Origin of the sequence: Pseudoalteromonas sp. NJ631 (genome assembly GCF_000276645.1) — a bacterium.
Classification (GTDB): domain Bacteria; phylum Pseudomonadota; class Gammaproteobacteria; order Enterobacterales; family Alteromonadaceae; genus Pseudoalteromonas; species Pseudoalteromonas piscicida.
Map to the genome: position 1 here is coordinate 42,857 of NZ_AKXJ01000006.1, position 17,740 is coordinate 60,596.

The window sequence follows — 17,740 nt, forward strand, 5'->3', positions numbered from 1 at the left end:
TAAAAAAGCATGTCGGTTTTTAGTCAATTAAACTTTATAAAACGCCAACGTGAGTTTTGGCTATTTATGAGCTTATTCGCTATTTTGTTGATCGTCTCAGCGTCCGGCTTGTATAAACAGGTAAACCTAATCGGGTTACAATGGTTTTCTAAGCTCAACACCACACAAGCAACGCAAGTAGTCGTGATTGAAGCGGAAAACTTACAACAACAACATCAGCAGTTGGTAAAAATACTCTCTGACTATCAACCAAAAGCCGTTGTGTTCTTTGCAAATACCGAACTTTCGCCACAACAATACGATGGCTCGATTTACTATCCATTCAATACGCAATCGGTTTGTCTGTTGGAAACAGAAAATTGGTATGGCAGCGCAATCAGCCTTGCACCACCAGCAAACACGTGTGACATACTGTGGGATAAAATATTTCCGCAGCATGGTGAATACCTCAACAAAATCATAGACTACTCGCTGCCTTATTATTCACTACCAAAATTCAGTGCGCAGAGAGTACTTGATGGTGACCTATTCACAGCACAACTCAGCGAAAAGGTCATCTTAGTTGCTCAGCATTCAAAGTTTTCACGCTTGAATAGTAATGCTTATTTTGGTGCGCAAGAACTTCCGCCTGTTTACCTACAGGCATTTATCGCCAATAGCTTTGCATCCGACAGCTTTATTCAGCCTTTAAATAAAGTGACGATAGTCGCACTCATGGTACTAGCATCAATATTTTTCTTAGTGTGGTACCAAAGAAATGCGACCAAGACCAATGTCATCATTGCGGTATCCACCAGCATATTACTGATCATAAGTGGCCTTGCTGCGCATCATTGGTACTCCGTGTTATTGCCGCTTGGTGAGCTGCTATCTTTGATATGGCTGACGCTACTTTGGGTGTTTATCTCTTTGAAATGGTCAGAAGAAGAAAACTTAAAGTCTCTCATCGCCCTGATCCAGCAACGTATGATGGGTCGATATCTACCACGGCACTTTCTTGAGCATAATGAACCTTGGGATGCAATAATCCAACTGGTTAATCAGCAGCTTAATCTGAGAAGAAGTATCTTTCTCACTCGCTTAGAGGGTGACCACAGAGTAACTGAAATACGCGCGATGCACTGTCAGCTCAGTGATATCTTAGAGATGCGACGAGATTACGAGCGAGTACCTTATTCAGATGCAATCAAAGCTTTTGGTGCTATCAAAATTACCCGCCCTTTCTTCCAACATCTCGCGGAAGATGAGCAGCAGTATATCGCACCCTTGATGTACGCAGGAGATGTTCGGGGTTTTTGGGCGCTAACCGTCACTCCTCAAGATAACTTTGATGAGCAAGCATTTATTAAAAATGTAAATCTCTTTGCGCATCAAATTGGTGAATTATTATTCCACTATAAAGTGTTTTCTGCTGAGCAAAAAAACCTCAAAAGCACACTGACTCGGGCGCTGACTTTTTCTCTAAAGGAACCGTTAAGTCATAAAATCAAAAATGCAATTAATGAGATGGATCAAAAACTCACCTCATTGGAGCATGTCTTCAACCAGCTTCACAGTGCCAGTATTTTATATAACTTATTTGGCCAAATTGTGCAGGTAAATGAATCTCTTGAACGCTTTGCGAGAGAGCATAAGCTGTCTATTTTCGACATGTCCGCCTTAGACTTACTTTGTCGCTGTACCGAGATGGATAGTGAACAAGCTAAAGGAAAGCTGCGCTATTTAACCCTAAAACGTGGCAAAATCGTATTACCCGTATATTTAGACAATCGAACTTATTTACTGAGCATTCGCGCCTTACTCAAACAATCAACCAGCCTTAACGCCAGCACACCATTTGAAACCAGTGGGGTGTTGTTTGAATTTATCGACCTTGGCGAGCAGTTATCTCAGCTAGATGATAAAGAAGCCTTTTTAACACACTTGTCAGAGCAGCTTGCGGTTAACGAGCAACTTTTGTCTGAAGAGTGGGATGACGAATAGATGGACTGGACGCTAATGCTATTCCCAAGTGCGGGCGGACTTGGGCAGTCTGTTATCACGTGTGTTTGGATAGGCATCGCGGTTGTCGCATTTTTCAATCTTAGGTTTGGCTTCCCGTTAACTGGTTTAGTGGTTCCAGGTTACCTAGTCCCTTTATTTATCGTGAGCCCAACATCGGCTTGGGTGATCATTGTTGAGGCCATTGTTGTTTATGGCTTAATGCGGTTTTTTGCCAAAACACTTGTTGAGCGAATGGGCTATGCAGAAATGTTTGGCCGTGACCGATTTTTTGCCATCGTTTTGTTAAGCATTATTGTTCGAGTTACCATGGATGTGCTGTTTTGGCCGCTGGTCGCTGCGTACTTAACACAATGGGACATCACTTTTGATTACGCCGCACAGCTGTATAGCCTCGGGCTGATTATCATTGCATTGACCGCCAATGTAATGTGGAATGGCGGCTTTAAATATGGCATAAAAGTCACCGCTATTCAGTTGGTTGTTACCTATATCATCATTCGTTTTGGATTGATGACGTTTACCAACTTTAGCATTGCCAATCTTGCCGTCATGTACGAAGCTGTTGCAGCCTCCATTATTGCAGCCCCTAAAGCTTATATTATCTTGGTGATCACCGCTTTTATCGCATCAAGGGCTAATTTAAAGTACGGCTGGGAATTTAATGGCATTATGCTGCCTGCGCTGCTAGCTCTGCAACTGATGCAACCCACTAAGCTGCTCACATCATTCGTAGAAACAGCAATTATTTTAGTCTTTGGATATGTAGTCTTAAACTTTACTCGTTTAAAACACGCCAATATCGAAGGCGCACGACTCATGCTGCTGTTTTTTAATATTGGCTTTGTCTACAAACTGATTTTAAACTACGTCGTCGTCGGTTACTTCCCAACCTTAAAAGTGACCGATACCTTTGCTTTTGGCTACATGCTATCGACCTTACTTGCCCTTAAAATTTACCAAAAAAATGCGTTAGGCCTTGTGATCCGTGCAACTTTTCAAACCTCAATTGTTGGTGGCTTTATCGCCATCTGCATTGGTTTTGCGATTATGATTATTCCTAGCCTATTTGTACAAAGTAATACATTAGCGATAAATGAATCAGCTAGCGATTTAACACTCAGCCAAGTGATCAGTAATTACAAGAGCCAGCTGTATACTCAAAATGCGGCTAACGTTAATGTCAGCCAATATGTGACCGAGCAGCAACGTAGCCACTTTAAGCAAGCAATTAGGTTGCTTAAGCAGGATAGTGAATCGCACTATGCCGAGGCCGCCACCTTACTGCGTCAAGCCAACTTTTCTTTGCAACGTACAACACAATTTTTAGTAATAAAAGACAATCAACAAGATCACAAGCGCGGCCTGTTTATCATTAATTTAGCTGCTCAAAAAGGCCATATAATCAGCATCCCCTACCCTACCGCTGAGCGCCTTGCCAGTGAGGCTGGTGGGATATTGTTTTCCTATTGGCAAAGTCAGGCTATGGCATTTGGCAATGCGCGACCTAACCATAATGGCGATAAGAACGGCAAACAAAGCGAGTTCTACAGTGACTTTTTTATGGCGATGGATATTCCAGAGGTCGTCCAACTTAGAGAGATTAATCGGCAAGTAAGCCAATTGATGCACCAAAACAGTTTAAAAGAAGACGCACAGATGTGGATATTTAACAGTGTCCCAAGCTCAGTGCAACAATCTGAACTTGCTACCTTGTTTAACATCAACGATGCACACTTTGGTCTCGCGGCAAATGCACCTTTACCTTACAGCCAGTTCTATGGCCAGATGATTGAGGCGTATTTAAGCTCGGATAGCTATTCGTCGTTGCTAAGCGCATATGGCCTGCAACGTATCGACAAAGACATAGATAAGATAAGCACAAGCGATGAGAGCATTCAGGCACTTATTGAAGCATTTTCTAGTCACATTAGCGCCAAAGGCAGCGGTGCATTTAGTGCACTGAGCGATACCAGTGCTGCCCTGTGGGAATATGAAGTGTTAAGGCCGCTATTTGCCATCACCCAAAACCTTGAGATAGTAACAACGCCGGAAACGCTTGAGGTGAGGCTGAGTCAGATAAATCGCGTAGCAAACCTATTACAGTACCAATTAACTTTAGTTGAAAATAACCAAGGGCAATTCGTTGCAATTTCTCCTTTAGATACCAAATCTGCCTATGATTTGGGTCAAGGGGTGTACTTTATTGCCTTGCTGGCTAAACCATCCCTCACTATTGCGGTGCCTAGACCACTCTTTGAAAGTAACACCTTGGAGTTCTCTGGTCAGTTGTTTACGGCCACCCATGCAAAGTTATTGGCAATCGCTGGTGCTCATCCGTATACCAGCATCGATGCAAATGTAATGGCAGCCGACAACGTGCGGTCATTATTTAATGTGGTGTATCAAAGTGCACAGCGCTACTTTTATGATAACCCCTTACTTAATTTACAGATCCGCAGTCATAGCGCGCCTGCAAGCATCAGACCTTCAGCGCTTGCGTACCAATTTACAACGCCTAATCCTATTCATAATGACACCATTGCTACACTACAAAGGGTGCTAGCTGATCTTGGTGTTAATACTCAAACCGTATTAGGACAACAAGCAACAAGAGGCTTAGAGCTAGGTACCACACCGCAGTCAGGATATCAGCTGTTCGCGCCAAAAAGTGAGCTAGCGGCACTGTGGTTGGCATCAGATTTTAAATCGCACTTTGCCATTACCAACGATGCTTTATTGCAACGCCTTTTAGCCGTTGCGCACACACCTAAACTCAAAGTGATCGACTTGCTAACCCTCTCTCCAGATGATTGGCATGAAGCTAGTGCACAATTAATTGACGCGCTTAACGTCGCCACTGGCCGTTATGCCACCACCCAACATTTACCAATGCTCCAAGCACTTTGTCAATTTGAAAGCCAATGTAAAATAAGCGCCTTCAGCACGCATAGAAATGGTGAGCTGGGATTAATGTTTACCCGAGATAACGCACTGCTCGCGCTATACTTTCCAAGAAGAAATCGCGTTATTGATTTAGCCACTTATGCAAAAGCGGTTCATGAGGGGCGTTATGTACTGGATTAAGCAGATATTACGATTTGCTATTTTTACGGCTTTGCTGCTACTTTTTGTTTGGTTCGCCGTCACTTTATTTGTGTGGGTAAAATCGGCAGAGCCTTCAAATACCTCGACCCTGTTTAATATTCGCTCCAATGTTCATTGGCTAAAAACCGACAGTGCACTGAAGTTTTCCTTTTCTCCGTCTCGGACCATGTCTGTTCGGGTGTTGTCTAATGGGATATTCGAATCTCAGCCGCTGGATGATCAGCCTGTCAACTATGCTATTGAATATCAGTTACTTGATGCAAAAGGGGCGATTATTTATCACGGTACTTATCACCATGCAGCTAAAGCTGCCTCGAACGACTTTCAGCAACAGGTCAAACAGATCATTGAAAACCGTGAAGCGTTGGCCGTGGCGTCTGGACAATCCTTTTATTTAAATCGTGAAGAGTTACAACAGGCTGCAACCATCACGTTAAAGTTGATACCAGAAAATGCTCAGCTTAAAGGTGTGGTAGTACGCGTCCATGCTCAAACCAGTAATAGTATTATCGACCCTGCTAAAGCATGGCTGAAAAGGCCAACTGAGTGGCGTGAACGCATGACGAATTATCACACCATAGGTGAAAACGCTTTAACCAACGAAGAAAAATACAATTCGGTCATGTTAGATTGGCAAAAGCTAGCGCCACAGGGCGTGCCTAACATCGACTTTCGTGCTGACTTGTTATACGAGTCACTGCCCTACAATGTGCTTAATCATGATTTTTCGACCCAGCTAGACTTAGATAGTTTGTTTATTTCTGAGCAGCTAAGCGCAAGTTTTCGCGTCTATGAACACACGGAATATTTATTAAGCCATCCCGAGAATGCAAATCTTACTTTTGTTTGGCACGATTTACGCCAACTCGACGCGCCAAAGCCACTAACGCCTGAGGTGCTATCCGATACCCAAGCAAAACTGAGCAAATTACCAGCAGGCCTTGTTACCATTAGCGCAAGCACCCCCACCAGCATTCGGGTATTTAGCAATGGCGTCGACCCTATAGTTCCGCTACATAGTTACTATTATATGCTCAACGCGCAAACGCCGGCTTACTATCAAGTCTCTCCTAAAAGCGATATCGCTATAGAGTGGCGCGCGCCCATTGGCAGCACTCTCTCTGTGAGCCTCTATAGCAATAATGAACGGATCAAGGACTATGTTTTTACCGCAACGGCGGAGCAAGCTTTGTTTGATAGACTGATAACTGAAACCACGGAGCGACAAACCTTACCAACCGCAGAGAAGCGTTATTTGGCAATACCAGATAACGTTAATCAAATCAAAATTGAAGCCGAAGACGCGATGGTGAAGCTGCAAGCCCGCAGTCCAACATTTAATTACCTGAGTCATCGTTGTGACCCCGTGTGCGACCCTGAAAGTCCAATTTATCAAGGGATTGGCGCATGGTTTAGCCAAAAGGCCGACAACCATTACCTCTTTCATACGCAAAAGCAGACAGCATCGGTTCGCTTATTTGAAGCACCACCAGAAGTACCTGAGTTGCTGCCTCAATACCGCTCCAAAGACTTAGATCAGCTTTTAGCTGTATCAGATATCGCGTTGGTGCCCATTGAGCAAGCTTACTTTGATAACTCAGTACCGCAAATGGAGTTTGAATATCGTCAGGTAGCCAAATCTACTCTCTTTAAGCTCGGTAAAGCAACAAGCTACCCAAGCAGTGTGATTGTGAAGCAACAGCATAAACCTACATTATTTGAAGTTCCACTAAACAGTTTAAAAATAGAGGAGTTAGCTAATACCCAAGCACTTTTCATCAATCAAGGGATCCCCAGAACCGTGCGGAAGATCCGCCTGTACAAAGTGGCGAAAGCAACGCCACTTACCGTTGCTGTTAGTGAAAGTGACTTGCAACCTAACGCTTTGGTCATCAAAGTGTTTAGTGCCGACCCTCACGCTGAAATCACGGTAGCAACCGCTCTGGATAGCACTAAAGTAATCACCCCAAGCGATGAATACACGATTTTAGCTAAACACTTTGTATTACATCTAAACCCTGCACAAACGAGGATGTTTTTTAACCCTAATCACGCAAAGCTGTACGAGTACCCAAGTATTACTTTGCCGCTGTTTCAAGACTTAACATCGCCTAAAACCATGACGCTTCGCTTTTCACATGATGTTTGGATAAGTGTATTAGAGGAACATGAACAGCCTGATGCAACATTAAACTGGTGGCAAGATGAAACGCCTTAGTCGCTGCGCACTTTACATTGCATTGTGCTTATCATTGAATGTTAACGCGGCGGCTCCCGATAGCAGCAAAATGGCGCACTGGTTTAAGCAACCTGTAGCGCTCGATGGCTGGCAATTTACGCACCACGCAGAGCAATTTACATTGACGCCAAAACCTCAAAGTGAAGCGCATGGCGAAGTCACATATGCACCAAAGCATCGGCCTTGCGTGGTGTCTGTTCCACATCGCTTTCATGATAAACATACGCAGACCATTGGTGAGCACATTTTCCAGCACAGTTGCCAAGTGTTACTGAACAACACAAAACACAGATACGATAACAACGACACAGGTAAAACCTATGATTACGCCAAGCAACCTCACAATATTCATACTTCAGCAATTGTAAGTTTTACATCTTTACACCCAACAGCAAAAGTATTCCAAATACATGGGTTTAGTCAGAAAAAGCGAAAAACCGACGCCGGTAAACTAAGCGAAATAATTTTGAGCCAAGGCAAAACAAATGACGACACACTATGGAAGTTGAAGTCTTGTCTTGTTAAGCAAGGTTATCGGGCGCTGATTTACCCTCAAGAAGTCCAAGAACTTGGCGGGACGCAAAATATCATGCATCAGCTTGCGCTCCCTGAATATAGCTTTATCCATATTGAGCTAAGCTATCAAACAAGAAAGCAATTAATTAATAACAATCAACAACTAGAGCAGTTTACTAAATGCGTGCAATCACTTTTATAATGACACTACTGCTGTTTGCAACAATATCCCGAGCCAATGAGGTAGGGATACAAACGGCTGCCCAATGGGTTGATCTGTCACGTATGCAATTTACTCAAGCCAATGCTAACAAGCACTTTGCACCGCAGCAAAAAGCCTGGCTGTTTTTGCCAAGTCACGCATGGTTAGTCACAACACCAAGTGCCCTCGATACATTCGAATTTTTTGCAGGGGAAACTCCAAAGCTACGACGTGCCATTCCAACGTCCGATTGGTTATGTATTCAATCCCGCTGCCAACTGAGTGCAACAGCACAAAACCGGTTAATTCAGGTTGCTTACACAGGTGATAACGCTCAATCTCTCGCGCTTTGGCAAGGCAGTATGCACAGCCACAGAGATCCGTATCGAAGAGCACTCAGACTGCCAGGACTTGACGACCAAATACTGCAATTAGCGCAAGATACAGAGCGCTGGTTTCACCTACAACCTACACAAGTGACAAGCGTATTCTTTGAGCACGCCAAAAAGCTCAAACTAGAGGTTCGAAAAGATCTGCACGCGATCGCGCAAAATGGTACTGCTACAATTAAAGTTAACGGTGAGGTTATCAGCACCATTGCAATATCAGATATCCAAGCGGATGAGTACCTTGAGCCTAAAGTCGGCTTATCTAACCAAGATTATATTACCGTCCCGCAAGGTAGTTATCTCACTATCACAACATCGGTGCCTACCTACCTTAACTTACTACAAATGCACCGTGGTATTTACGACGACAATGCAGGAATAAAGCAGCAAGAGTCGTTATTTAATCCGTATTGGAATAAACAGCTGAACGAGCAGCTTAGCGCCCTTTACATGAATGGTGATACTTCTCCACTCACTTTTAGCGCTACTGATACAGCATTGGCGGTCAAACGTAAGCAAATGCTTAACGATATTGCCTCTACACTGTACTTTTTAACGCCAAGCTCCCCTCAACCGCTCACTCATCATGTTGCGATAAGTGGAGTAACACTGGGCAGCCGCAGCGCCGCTGGGCAAGTGCTGCTCACCTCGAGCGCTCAGCGAGTCAATTACATTACCTCGTCTCAGCCACTTAACTATCGTCTTGAGAACATACTGAGAATGGATAATGCAATTACCTTGTATGTTCGAGCAAGAACGCAAGCGCGCTTAACCATCACCAGCGAGCATGGCCGACATACGCTGCTTATTGCGCCTAGCAGTCATTTTCAAAGACTTACCCTACACATAAATCCAGCATCCAAAGTTGTGATGATTGAAGGGGCTAAGCAATCGCTTGATATCGCTGTAGCAGTCAACCGCTTACAACCATTTCCCGACTTCTTGACCATGACGCAAGAAACGCTAGGCCAAGGGCCACTCGTTCAAGGTCTGTTGGCAAGAAGCAAACAAAATCGAGCGGACACTTATCATTTATCACTGAGTGGGCTGAGTGCGCCGGAAATAAGCGTTAAGACAGACAGCCACGACCAGTTTACCGCCACTAAAGTGCTTGCGGAGCTGCAAATGACAGCAAAGACTAAACCACTCATGGCGCTTGCTAAACTAAAGCCGTATTTGAGTGGTCATAGTGAGCAAGTTACGTTAATGGCTTGGCAACTTAATATAGCTATTTTGACTCAGCTAGAACGCAGTGGAAACGCCGAGGTGTTATTAAAATCACTGCTTAAAAGCACCGCTCAATCTTTAAGAGAATACGCTGCCAATGAGCTACTCTCGAGATATTTAGCAAGGAATGAATATATCCAAGCTAGCCTATTGTGCGCTGCCCACGAAACCGATATCACGCAATATCAATGCAACGATATCCTGTTGACATATCTACTTGACTCCGGGCTTCAGCAAGAAGTGCGGTGGACAAGCCAGCAAATGGCATTAACACCAAAACAGGCCGAACAAATCGCGGCAATTCAAACAAATGAACTTACCGAACCACAATACAGCCTCAGTCACTATGGTTTACAAGTCGTGGAGTCACTGGATGATCAAACTGAGCACTATCCGCTAAGTTCAGATAAACCAATCAAGCTGGTTGCTAAAACACCTTTGACGGTCAAGCTAAGTGCACGTGCAGCCTACCAAGGACAAGAATACAAAAATACCCAATGGTTACTGTATGAACACAACACCAAAACCCGGCTTTTACCCATATTTAGTGATATTGCAGCAAACTTACAATTGCAACCACAAGCGACTCGGTTATCTGTTGCATCACAGCAATATATCCAATTAGCCGCAAATGAAAGTCTCACGCTTTTCAGTAGTAATGATTTGTTTGTAGAGATCCGGGTGCAACCAGACACCGCGAATACTCCGGCTTTTGTAGATAAGTCTGCACACTTGGTTAGTCGCGCTGATGCGCGCATAGCAGATGAGCTCAGCGCTAAAGAAATCGCGATAAATGCCTTGTATCAATTGAGTCAGCAAACATTGTCTAACGAAAGCTACAACAGGGTCCTTCAACGTCTGCACCCAAGTTTATCGGGTGATGCCGTTTTAACCGATTTATATGCTCGCTTGATGCGCTATGGTCAATGGCTCGCCGCGGAACAATACACTAGCTATGTTGGCACGCAAAAGGTAAAAGTTGATACGCTTGCGGCACAAAGCGTTGGTGACCAGATCACCGCACACCTCACAGAAAATCAACCGTCAGGCCTGCCGCTCAGAGCAAACGAAATACTGACTATTGATTTTTCTGAGTATCAACAAGTGCAAGTAAGAATAAAGTTTGCCTACTCTTCCGCCAAGCAAATTGTTGCACCGCCTGCTAATGTAGAACTAGTAGGGCCAAATCAAGGTGATGTGATCTCGCTGCAGCCAATGCAACCGCTCTATTACGGCATTAGACAAATCGAGACGCGACAAGGACTATTGCAATTACGTTGGCTCAACCCTCTATCGGGGCAAAGCGTGAGCGTACGTCCGCAATACTTCAACCAAGGTCAATGGCATGATATCCCATTGGATACGAGGCAGATTTTTTATCGCTCTGATGAAACAACCCCAATCACGGCGAAATTAACTCGAGATAGCCTGATAAAAATTGAAACCTTTGCCGATGGTATTAGAAATGAAGCCACCTATTTTCACCCAGCAGGACAAGTCTCACTAAGCGGCCAGCAACAACCAACGTTAGCACGCATGTCTATCTGGACGTTAAGTCCAACATTGCACCGCGTTAATCTAGTACCTGAAGTGCCAATGTTCTTAAAAGCCAAGCAACAGTTAACACCAACAAGTGCTGAGCAAGTATTTCAGCAAGCTCGTATTGAAACTGATGAAAGTCGCACTGGCGTCGAAGGCTTTTTGAATATTGATAGCGACGACATTGTGCAGACAACGGAGCCTAACCCCAGCCGTACCACACTCGATTTAGGTGTATCATTGAGAATGAAGGATGAGAATAACTGGTACCGCATCGATACCTTCTACACGATGGATAATCATTACCAAGACACCTTCTCTATTAATGGTCAATATGATTGGCTCTCGCAGCAGTCGAACTGGTTTGCAGAAGCAAGAATGCGTAATCGCTGGCAGGATGCAACGGCAATCAGTGAAACCCATTTAAGCTCTAGTATTTCGGCAAAGTTTGGCCAAATTCACCGTTATAACAGCGGTTTTAGAAGCATTTGGTGGTGGCAGCCTTTTTACACTTACACCAGTATCAGCAAGGACGAATTTATTGCAGACGAGCAAATTGGCCCTGATATGTACACCTTTTACCGTAATAATCACAAGCACGGTTGGCAAGCGCATGCTGGGCTGCGCTATCAGCCTTGGGTTGATAGTTACTTCAGCTCCGGCGTTACACTGACATCAAATCAAGATTGGCAAACGCTCGACAATGCACTGTTTTCATTTGATTGGTATCAATTTTATCAAGGCCATATTTTCCACGCCGGATTAACATCAAGCTATGTATTTGCCGATCAGAACCGCCCCAATCCAACATGGCAATACTTAACTCAATTGGGTTGGCAAACGGGCTTTGACTTTAGCCATAACACCGCAGGTTGGTTAGGCGTAACTTGGACTCAAGATTGGTTTAACAATACCCATCAGATTGGGCTACAAGTACGCTTAGGCAACTTACAGCAAACCGCTTTTGCCCCCTATGCGCACGACGAAATTATTTTTGAATCGTTACAGCTAAGTCATTTATTAGAGCAAGATTTACATGAGCGTTGAAGCCTTAAAGAGTCAATTAGAAGCCCTATTTTTTGCCGAAACTGAAAAGTTTTGGCTGAACTTGTATCAACATAAATACAGTGCGTTAATAGACGAATTGTGCGCATGGGAACTCATTTACAATCGCCCTGAAAACGAGGATGAAACCGACTGGCTGGTACTTCAATCTATCGCCTTTTTGCGCCATAAAATTGAGACCCTACATGAGCAAATCTTGCTGCTAGAGGTATCCCACACCGGATTTGTACAGCGTATCGCTAAGTCTGAATTCGCCAGCGAAAAAGAGCTTCATATTATTGCTTATGCTCAAGAGCTTGGCACCACTAAAGCCGCGTTAGAACAAGATAAAAAAGCTTTTTCACGATGGTTTGACGAAGGCGCTGTAGTTGCTCGATACCAACATCAAGTTGCCGCTATTGAACAACAGGTTAAATTTTTAATCGCCAAACTAGGGGCGCTTACGAATCGATATTTACGTGCTCACCACAATACCCTAGAAAATGCCTGGCAACGCTTGGATTTACAGCCATTTTGCTTAAATTTACTTGCTCATAGCCAAAATCAACATATTCGTCATGGCTTGATCCGCGCACTGGTGAATATGGTCGCAACCTTAAACAACTATGAGGTCGACTCAGAATTAGACGCAGAGCTTATCGCCAAACTTATTGAGCTGCTTGAGTCTGACAATATGCCCTATCAGGCAACCGTCGATATTTTAGAGATCTTAATACATCAACGCCCCACCTTCATTCGTGCCTATATGTGGGCCTTGCTTGAAGAAGCGAACGACATTGAAAATAGTCAGCAAGTTGATGCCGAAGTACTCTATATTTTGAGTATCTTCCCAAAAATTATTGTCAGTCAGCCAAAGCTTACAGAAAAAGATCTCAATATGCTTTGTGCACTCAGCGAGCACACCTTACCCAGAGTGCGCCAGGTTACGCTAGAGTTTGTCGAGTTTTATCCCACACCGTTTGCACAAGAGTTAATCGCCAAGCGGTTTGAGCAAGAGAATGAGAGTGCCGTACTTTTCACCTTGATAAAACAGTTATCCGCAGACCGCTTTTGCCAACACGACTTTGCATTTTTACTGTGGCAACGCGTACTAACTGGCAATTTTAGCATGCAACTCAAGCGCTTAGCGCTTGAGCAAAGCGCGCGTATTATGTTGAATATGCAACTTGAATCAAATCAAGCCGATCTCTGCTTCAAACGGTTTGTTGACACCTTGAATGACTGTTTATCGAACGAAACAAACATCGCCGTTTGCCGTTATATCACCAGAGCCAGAGAGCAGCTAGGTAGCTTCTATCATCAAGCCATCATCGCGCAGCTCAATGCTTCCCTTGAAGCCAACGAACAAAGTGACGCACTGGCAACTTGGTCTCGTGATGAACTGGGCCGCTCACTTTCTTATATCGCACAGCGCGGTCAAAGTCTTAATGCCTCAAAAACAAAAGCTGGCTGGCGTATCCAACAAGGCTATCGTCAAGCAAGAAGATTATGGCGAGTAATACACGAAATAAGACAACCAAGTACCGATAAACGTCAAAGCTATTCTCATACCAAAGCGAAAAAGCCCAGCGTATCGATCCACGTCCCTAGCTGCACTACCGCGGAAATTAGCGAAACAAAAGTGCCGGGGGAATTGCTCTTTAATATCGCTGAACAAACGAGTCGACCACATCTACCATTACTCGACTTTTTGCTAAGTGTACTGACCAATGACCACAGTAAAGAAGATGCCAAAACCTATACGCCGGATGGTATTTTAGCCGTTACTCCACCATCGACTTTGTGGCAACGCCTTAAGGCGTACTGGACCATAACATGGCAGTTTGCAGAGCTAGACCGCTTAAGAAAAGGCAACGAGCTTGAGCAAGGTAAGTATTTGGATGCACTTAACACGCTGGGGTTTTCGCTACGCTTTAACGCCTATGGCGACATCGCAAAAACGCCCTTTCCAGTCGCGAAAGACATTCAGCAACTTTATACTCGCTCTGGTGTCACCTCAGCGCTACTCACCATGTGGAGCAGTTTTAAAGAATACGTCGATGCCATTTATCAAAATAGTATTTCGCAGCTGGTTTTCTTTGTGCTTGCATTTATTAGCTACTTTTGGACTCGGCATATTTATGTCAGTAAAAGAATAAAGCAAAATCGCAAACACATTCCGGTGTCCATTGGCGGCTGGGGAACACGAGGAAAATCGGGAACCGAGAGACTTAAGTCGGCTTTATTCAGTAGTTTAGCACTGAGGGTAGTGAGTAAAACTACCGGCTGTGAAGCGATGCTTATCTATTCAAAAATTTCTGGTGAGCAATATGAGATCCCGCTATTTCGGCCTTTCGACAAGGCGAGTATTTGGGAGCAAGCTGATGTGCTACATTTTGCAAAACAGGTAAAGGCGGACGTTTTCCTGTGGGAATGTATGGGCTTAAACCCAAGATATGTAAAAATTCTAGTTCGCTGGATGAAAGACAATTTTGCTACCATTACTAATGCCTACCCAGATCATGAAGATATTTTAGGCCCAACAGGCTTAGATGTGGCAAAAGAAATGTCTGCCTTTTTGGGCTACAATACCCAAGTGTTCACCGCCGAGCAGAATATGGCCTCCGTGCTCAACTTGGCGGCGGAGCAAAAAAACACGTCGCTCATTCAAATTCATTGGGGCGATGGGTATCAAATAACGCCTGACATTCTCGCAAAATACCCCTATGTTGAGCATCCGGATAACATCGCCCTAGTCTGCAAAATGGCGCAATATATTGGCATCAATAAAGACTATGTGTTCAAAGAAACGGCTTCTAGGGTTATTCCCGATGTTGGGGTGCTCCAGCAATTTACGACCGCAAAGATCGGTGCAATCAGTCAAAGCTTTATCAACAGCATGTCTGCCAACGAACGACTAGCAACGATAGAAAATTGGAAACGCTTAAACATCGTCGAACAGGGAAAGCAGGGGCAAATTGTTGCTCTGATTAATAATCGTAACGACCGTGTAGCGCGCTCGCAAGTATTTGCGAACATTCTGGCCAATGATCTGCATTTTGATGCCATTGTGGTGATCGGCACCAATATCGATGGCTTCTTTAAGTACTTTATGGTTGCACTGGAAAACCTCTTACACAGTATTTTCAGCAATAACGATCACAACGCACTGTGCGATTTACTCACGCGTTTTAGGCTCACATTATCGCGAGATGCACTGATCGCATCATTAAATACTACGGCAACCAAGCTGCCTGAGTCTGCGTTTTCAAGTCTCGACTCGCTGCAATCGCAACTTAATCATGAAGACGAAACATATCAGCCCACTCTAAAACGTTTTGAGGCGTGGACGATTGCCCAGTCGCTTTTGGAAGTTGAAGACCTGAGCACTAGGCTTTCGCAAACAGCAGCGCTTGCAGAGCAACTTGCCGCCCTCAAATGTACGTTAGTGCATGATAGTGACATCAAGCCTGATGCCTTAAACCAAATCATTGCCAAACAAGCACTGCCAAATGAACACCAAATTATCGTCGGCATGCAAAATATCAAAGGTGTGGGACTGGGCTATGTGTACATGTGGCAAAAGTGGCAGTTGTTTCATCAGCATTGCGAGCGCCTAAGCCACCGCAGCGTGACACAAACTGAGTTTAGAAATGGCTTAAGTAGAATTTTACAACAAGAGGAGCTCAGCGCGATTGAATGCCAATACTTAGCTGACAAGCTCGACTTGTTCGAAACGTTGCCCAATGCTCAAAGCGAATTTAGCCAAGCCGAATTGACGCAAATAAAGCGCAAACTAGAGCAACAAACGCAACGCTTAGAAAGTAAACATAATACTCGGGCTCGCTCGCCGCTAACACGCTTTTTGCATAAATTGGTCGAGTCATTTTTAGATGCCGGCGCGGCGGTAAAAAGGAAAAAAATCGCAGTTCAGGTATACAAAGATATCGCCGGCTTTAGGATCACAATAGAAAAGGCAACCCTTATTTTAAGTGAATTAAATCGCTCGCAAAAACCTGGATGGTTGAAGTTACAAAATGGTAAGCGCCGCAAAAAATAGCTCGGCGCTTGTTACCCAACCACCAAAACGTAGATAAGTTTAATGATCAGCGTCACCATTAATAAAGGCAGTACATATTTGGCATATTTTTGCATTTTATCTAGCCCTAAACGCTGCTGATACTTTTCCAATAATGGTATCAAGACGACCAATGCGATGACTAAACTCACTAATAATATAACTACGTTCATCTTAGTTCCTCTTTCTAAACAGGTATCTTACAACCAGTATTCACTTCAAGCAAAATTCCAGCTATGCTCATAAACACATCTGACCAGTAGAACAACAATGATGAAAACTGCTATCACCGAATTATTTGGTATCGAAAAACCCATTATATTACCCGGCATGAGCTGGATTTCTGTCCCTGAGCTTGTTGCGGCAGTGAGCAATGCTGGCGGCTTAGGTATTTTAGCCACGGGCCCGCTCAGTCAAAATGAGACACGCCAAGCAATACGAAAAATTCGTGAACTCACTGATAAGCCTTTTGGTATTGGTGTGACGTTAATGATGCCAGGCGCCAAAGAAAATGCCAAAGTCGCATTAGAAGAGCAAGTGCCTGTTATCAATTTTTCTTTAGGAAAAGGCGATTGGCTAGTACAAGCAGCTAAAGCTTACGGCGGAAAAGTCATTGCCACTGTGGTGACGCAAAAGCATGCATTAGCAGCACAAAAATCTGGCGTTGATGCGCTATTAGTTACAGGTCATGAGGCCGCAGCCCATGGTGGTGAAGTAACTTCACTGTGTTTAGTGCCGAGCATAGTCGATATTGTCGATATACCTGTGATTGCCGCAGGGGGATTTGCCGATGGTCGAGGACTTATCGCCGCGTTAGCACTTGGCGCAGAGGGCGTTGCGATGGGCTCTCGTTTTGCAACATCTAAAGAAAGCCCTTTGCATCAGCATGTCAAAGATACTGTTGTGGAAAAAGACGTTGAACAGACGATTTATTCCAAAAACTTCGATGGTCTTTATGCTCGAGTAATGAAAACCCCCATGGCTGAAAAGGTAACGCGCCGCCCGATGAACTTTTTCATGGCCACCATAAAATCATTCAAGGCCGCCAAAATGGTCGACATGCCCTTATGGAAGCTACTACTAGGACTGTTATCTCAATTCGATAAAATTAAGATGCTGTCACTCTTTGGAGCCGCCACCGAAAAGCTTGAAGCCGCTACAATCCACGGAGATTTAGACCATGGCGTGCAGTTTATTGGTCAATCTCAAGGCTTAATTCGAGAAATCGAATCAGTACAAACCTTAATGGATAACATGTTGGCTCAAGCCACTGAGGTGCATTCACGTATCGGCAACAACACAGCCGAGTAACGGATGTTTGGTATTGATGCGGTAAAAGCGGTATTATCTTGCTTAATATCGCTCTGGCCCTCGTTGCGCCACTCAAGTGCTGACCA

At 44.2% G+C, this 17,740-nt stretch carries 8 protein-coding genes; 7 read left to right on the plus strand and 1 reads right to left on the minus strand.

Annotation, left to right across the window (positions count from 1 at the left end; all coding sequences use genetic code 11):
• Positions 1-9: 9 nt before the first annotated feature.
• From A587_RS0112050 to pgsB, 6 genes are read left to right on the plus strand one after another with little or no spacing between them, the layout of a single operon-like run.
• The gene (locus A587_RS0112050; protein ID WP_017217804.1) at positions 10-1,983 is read left to right on the plus strand and encodes a hypothetical protein; all 1,974 of its coding nucleotides are present in this window, start codon (positions 10-12) and stop codon (positions 1,981-1,983) included.
• Positions 1,984-5,088 carry a poly-gamma-glutamate biosynthesis protein PgsC/CapC gene (locus A587_RS0112055; protein WP_017217805.1) on the plus strand — a complete coding sequence of 1,035 codons (3,105 nt, stop codon included), beginning with the start codon at positions 1,984-1,986 and terminating at the stop codon, positions 5,086-5,088.
• On the plus strand, positions 5,075-7,327 hold the full coding sequence (locus A587_RS0112060) for a hypothetical protein (protein WP_017217806.1): 2,253 nt from the start codon (positions 5,075-5,077) through the stop codon (positions 7,325-7,327). The genes A587_RS0112055 and A587_RS0112060 overlap by 14 nt, the downstream gene beginning before the upstream one ends.
• Positions 7,314-8,066: a hypothetical protein gene (locus A587_RS0112065; RefSeq protein WP_017217807.1), complete on the plus strand. Its 753-nt coding sequence runs from the start codon at positions 7,314-7,316 to the stop codon at positions 8,064-8,066. The genes A587_RS0112060 and A587_RS0112065 overlap by 14 nt, the downstream gene beginning before the upstream one ends.
• Complete coding sequence (locus A587_RS0112070) at positions 8,045-12,268, plus strand: hypothetical protein (protein WP_017217808.1); 4,224 nt, start codon at positions 8,045-8,047, stop codon at positions 12,266-12,268. The genes A587_RS0112065 and A587_RS0112070 overlap by 22 nt, the downstream gene beginning before the upstream one ends.
• Positions 12,258-16,325 (plus strand): poly-gamma-glutamate synthase PgsB, encoded by a 4,068-nt coding sequence (gene pgsB, locus A587_RS0112075; protein ID WP_017217809.1) that lies wholly within the window; start codon positions 12,258-12,260, stop codon positions 16,323-16,325. Before A587_RS0112070 ends, pgsB begins: the two co-directional genes overlap by 11 nt.
• A gap of 11 nt (positions 16,326-16,336) precedes the next feature.
• On the opposite strand, the gene A587_RS0112080 is transcribed toward pgsB, so the two are convergent.
• A complete protein-coding gene (locus A587_RS0112080) occupies positions 16,337-16,516 on the minus strand; it encodes a hypothetical protein (protein WP_010370747.1) in 180 nt (59 codons plus the stop codon).
• 100 nt (positions 16,517-16,616) lie between these two features.
• On the opposite strand from A587_RS0112080, the gene A587_RS0112085 reads away from it, so the two are divergent.
• A complete protein-coding gene (locus A587_RS0112085; RefSeq protein WP_026000980.1) occupies positions 16,617-17,654 on the plus strand; it encodes an NAD(P)H-dependent flavin oxidoreductase in 1,038 nt (345 codons plus the stop codon).
• The last annotated feature ends 86 nt before the right edge of the window (positions 17,655-17,740 follow it).

Bases quoted from the DNA above. Each gene is read 5' to 3' on its own strand.
- A587_RS0112050 (WP_017217804.1), top strand. From the start codon at position 10: ATGTCGGTTTTTAGTCAATTAAACTTTATAAAACGCCAACGTGAGTTT.
- A587_RS0112055 (WP_017217805.1), top strand. From the start codon at position 1,984: ATGGACTGGACGCTAATGCTATTCCCAAGTGCGGGCGGACTTGGGCAG.
- A587_RS0112060 (WP_017217806.1), top strand. From the start codon at position 5,075: ATGTACTGGATTAAGCAGATATTACGATTTGCTATTTTTACGGCTTTG.
- A587_RS0112065 (WP_017217807.1), top strand. From the start codon at position 7,314: ATGAAACGCCTTAGTCGCTGCGCACTTTACATTGCATTGTGCTTATCA.
- A587_RS0112070 (WP_017217808.1), top strand. From the start codon at position 8,045: ATGCGTGCAATCACTTTTATAATGACACTACTGCTGTTTGCAACAATA.
- pgsB (WP_017217809.1), top strand. From the start codon at position 12,258: ATGAGCGTTGAAGCCTTAAAGAGTCAATTAGAAGCCCTATTTTTTGCC.
- A587_RS0112080 (WP_010370747.1), bottom strand. From the start codon at position 16,516: ATGAACGTAGTTATATTATTAGTGAGTTTAGTCATCGCATTGGTCGTC.
- A587_RS0112085 (WP_026000980.1), top strand. From the start codon at position 16,617: ATGAAAACTGCTATCACCGAATTATTTGGTATCGAAAAACCCATTATA.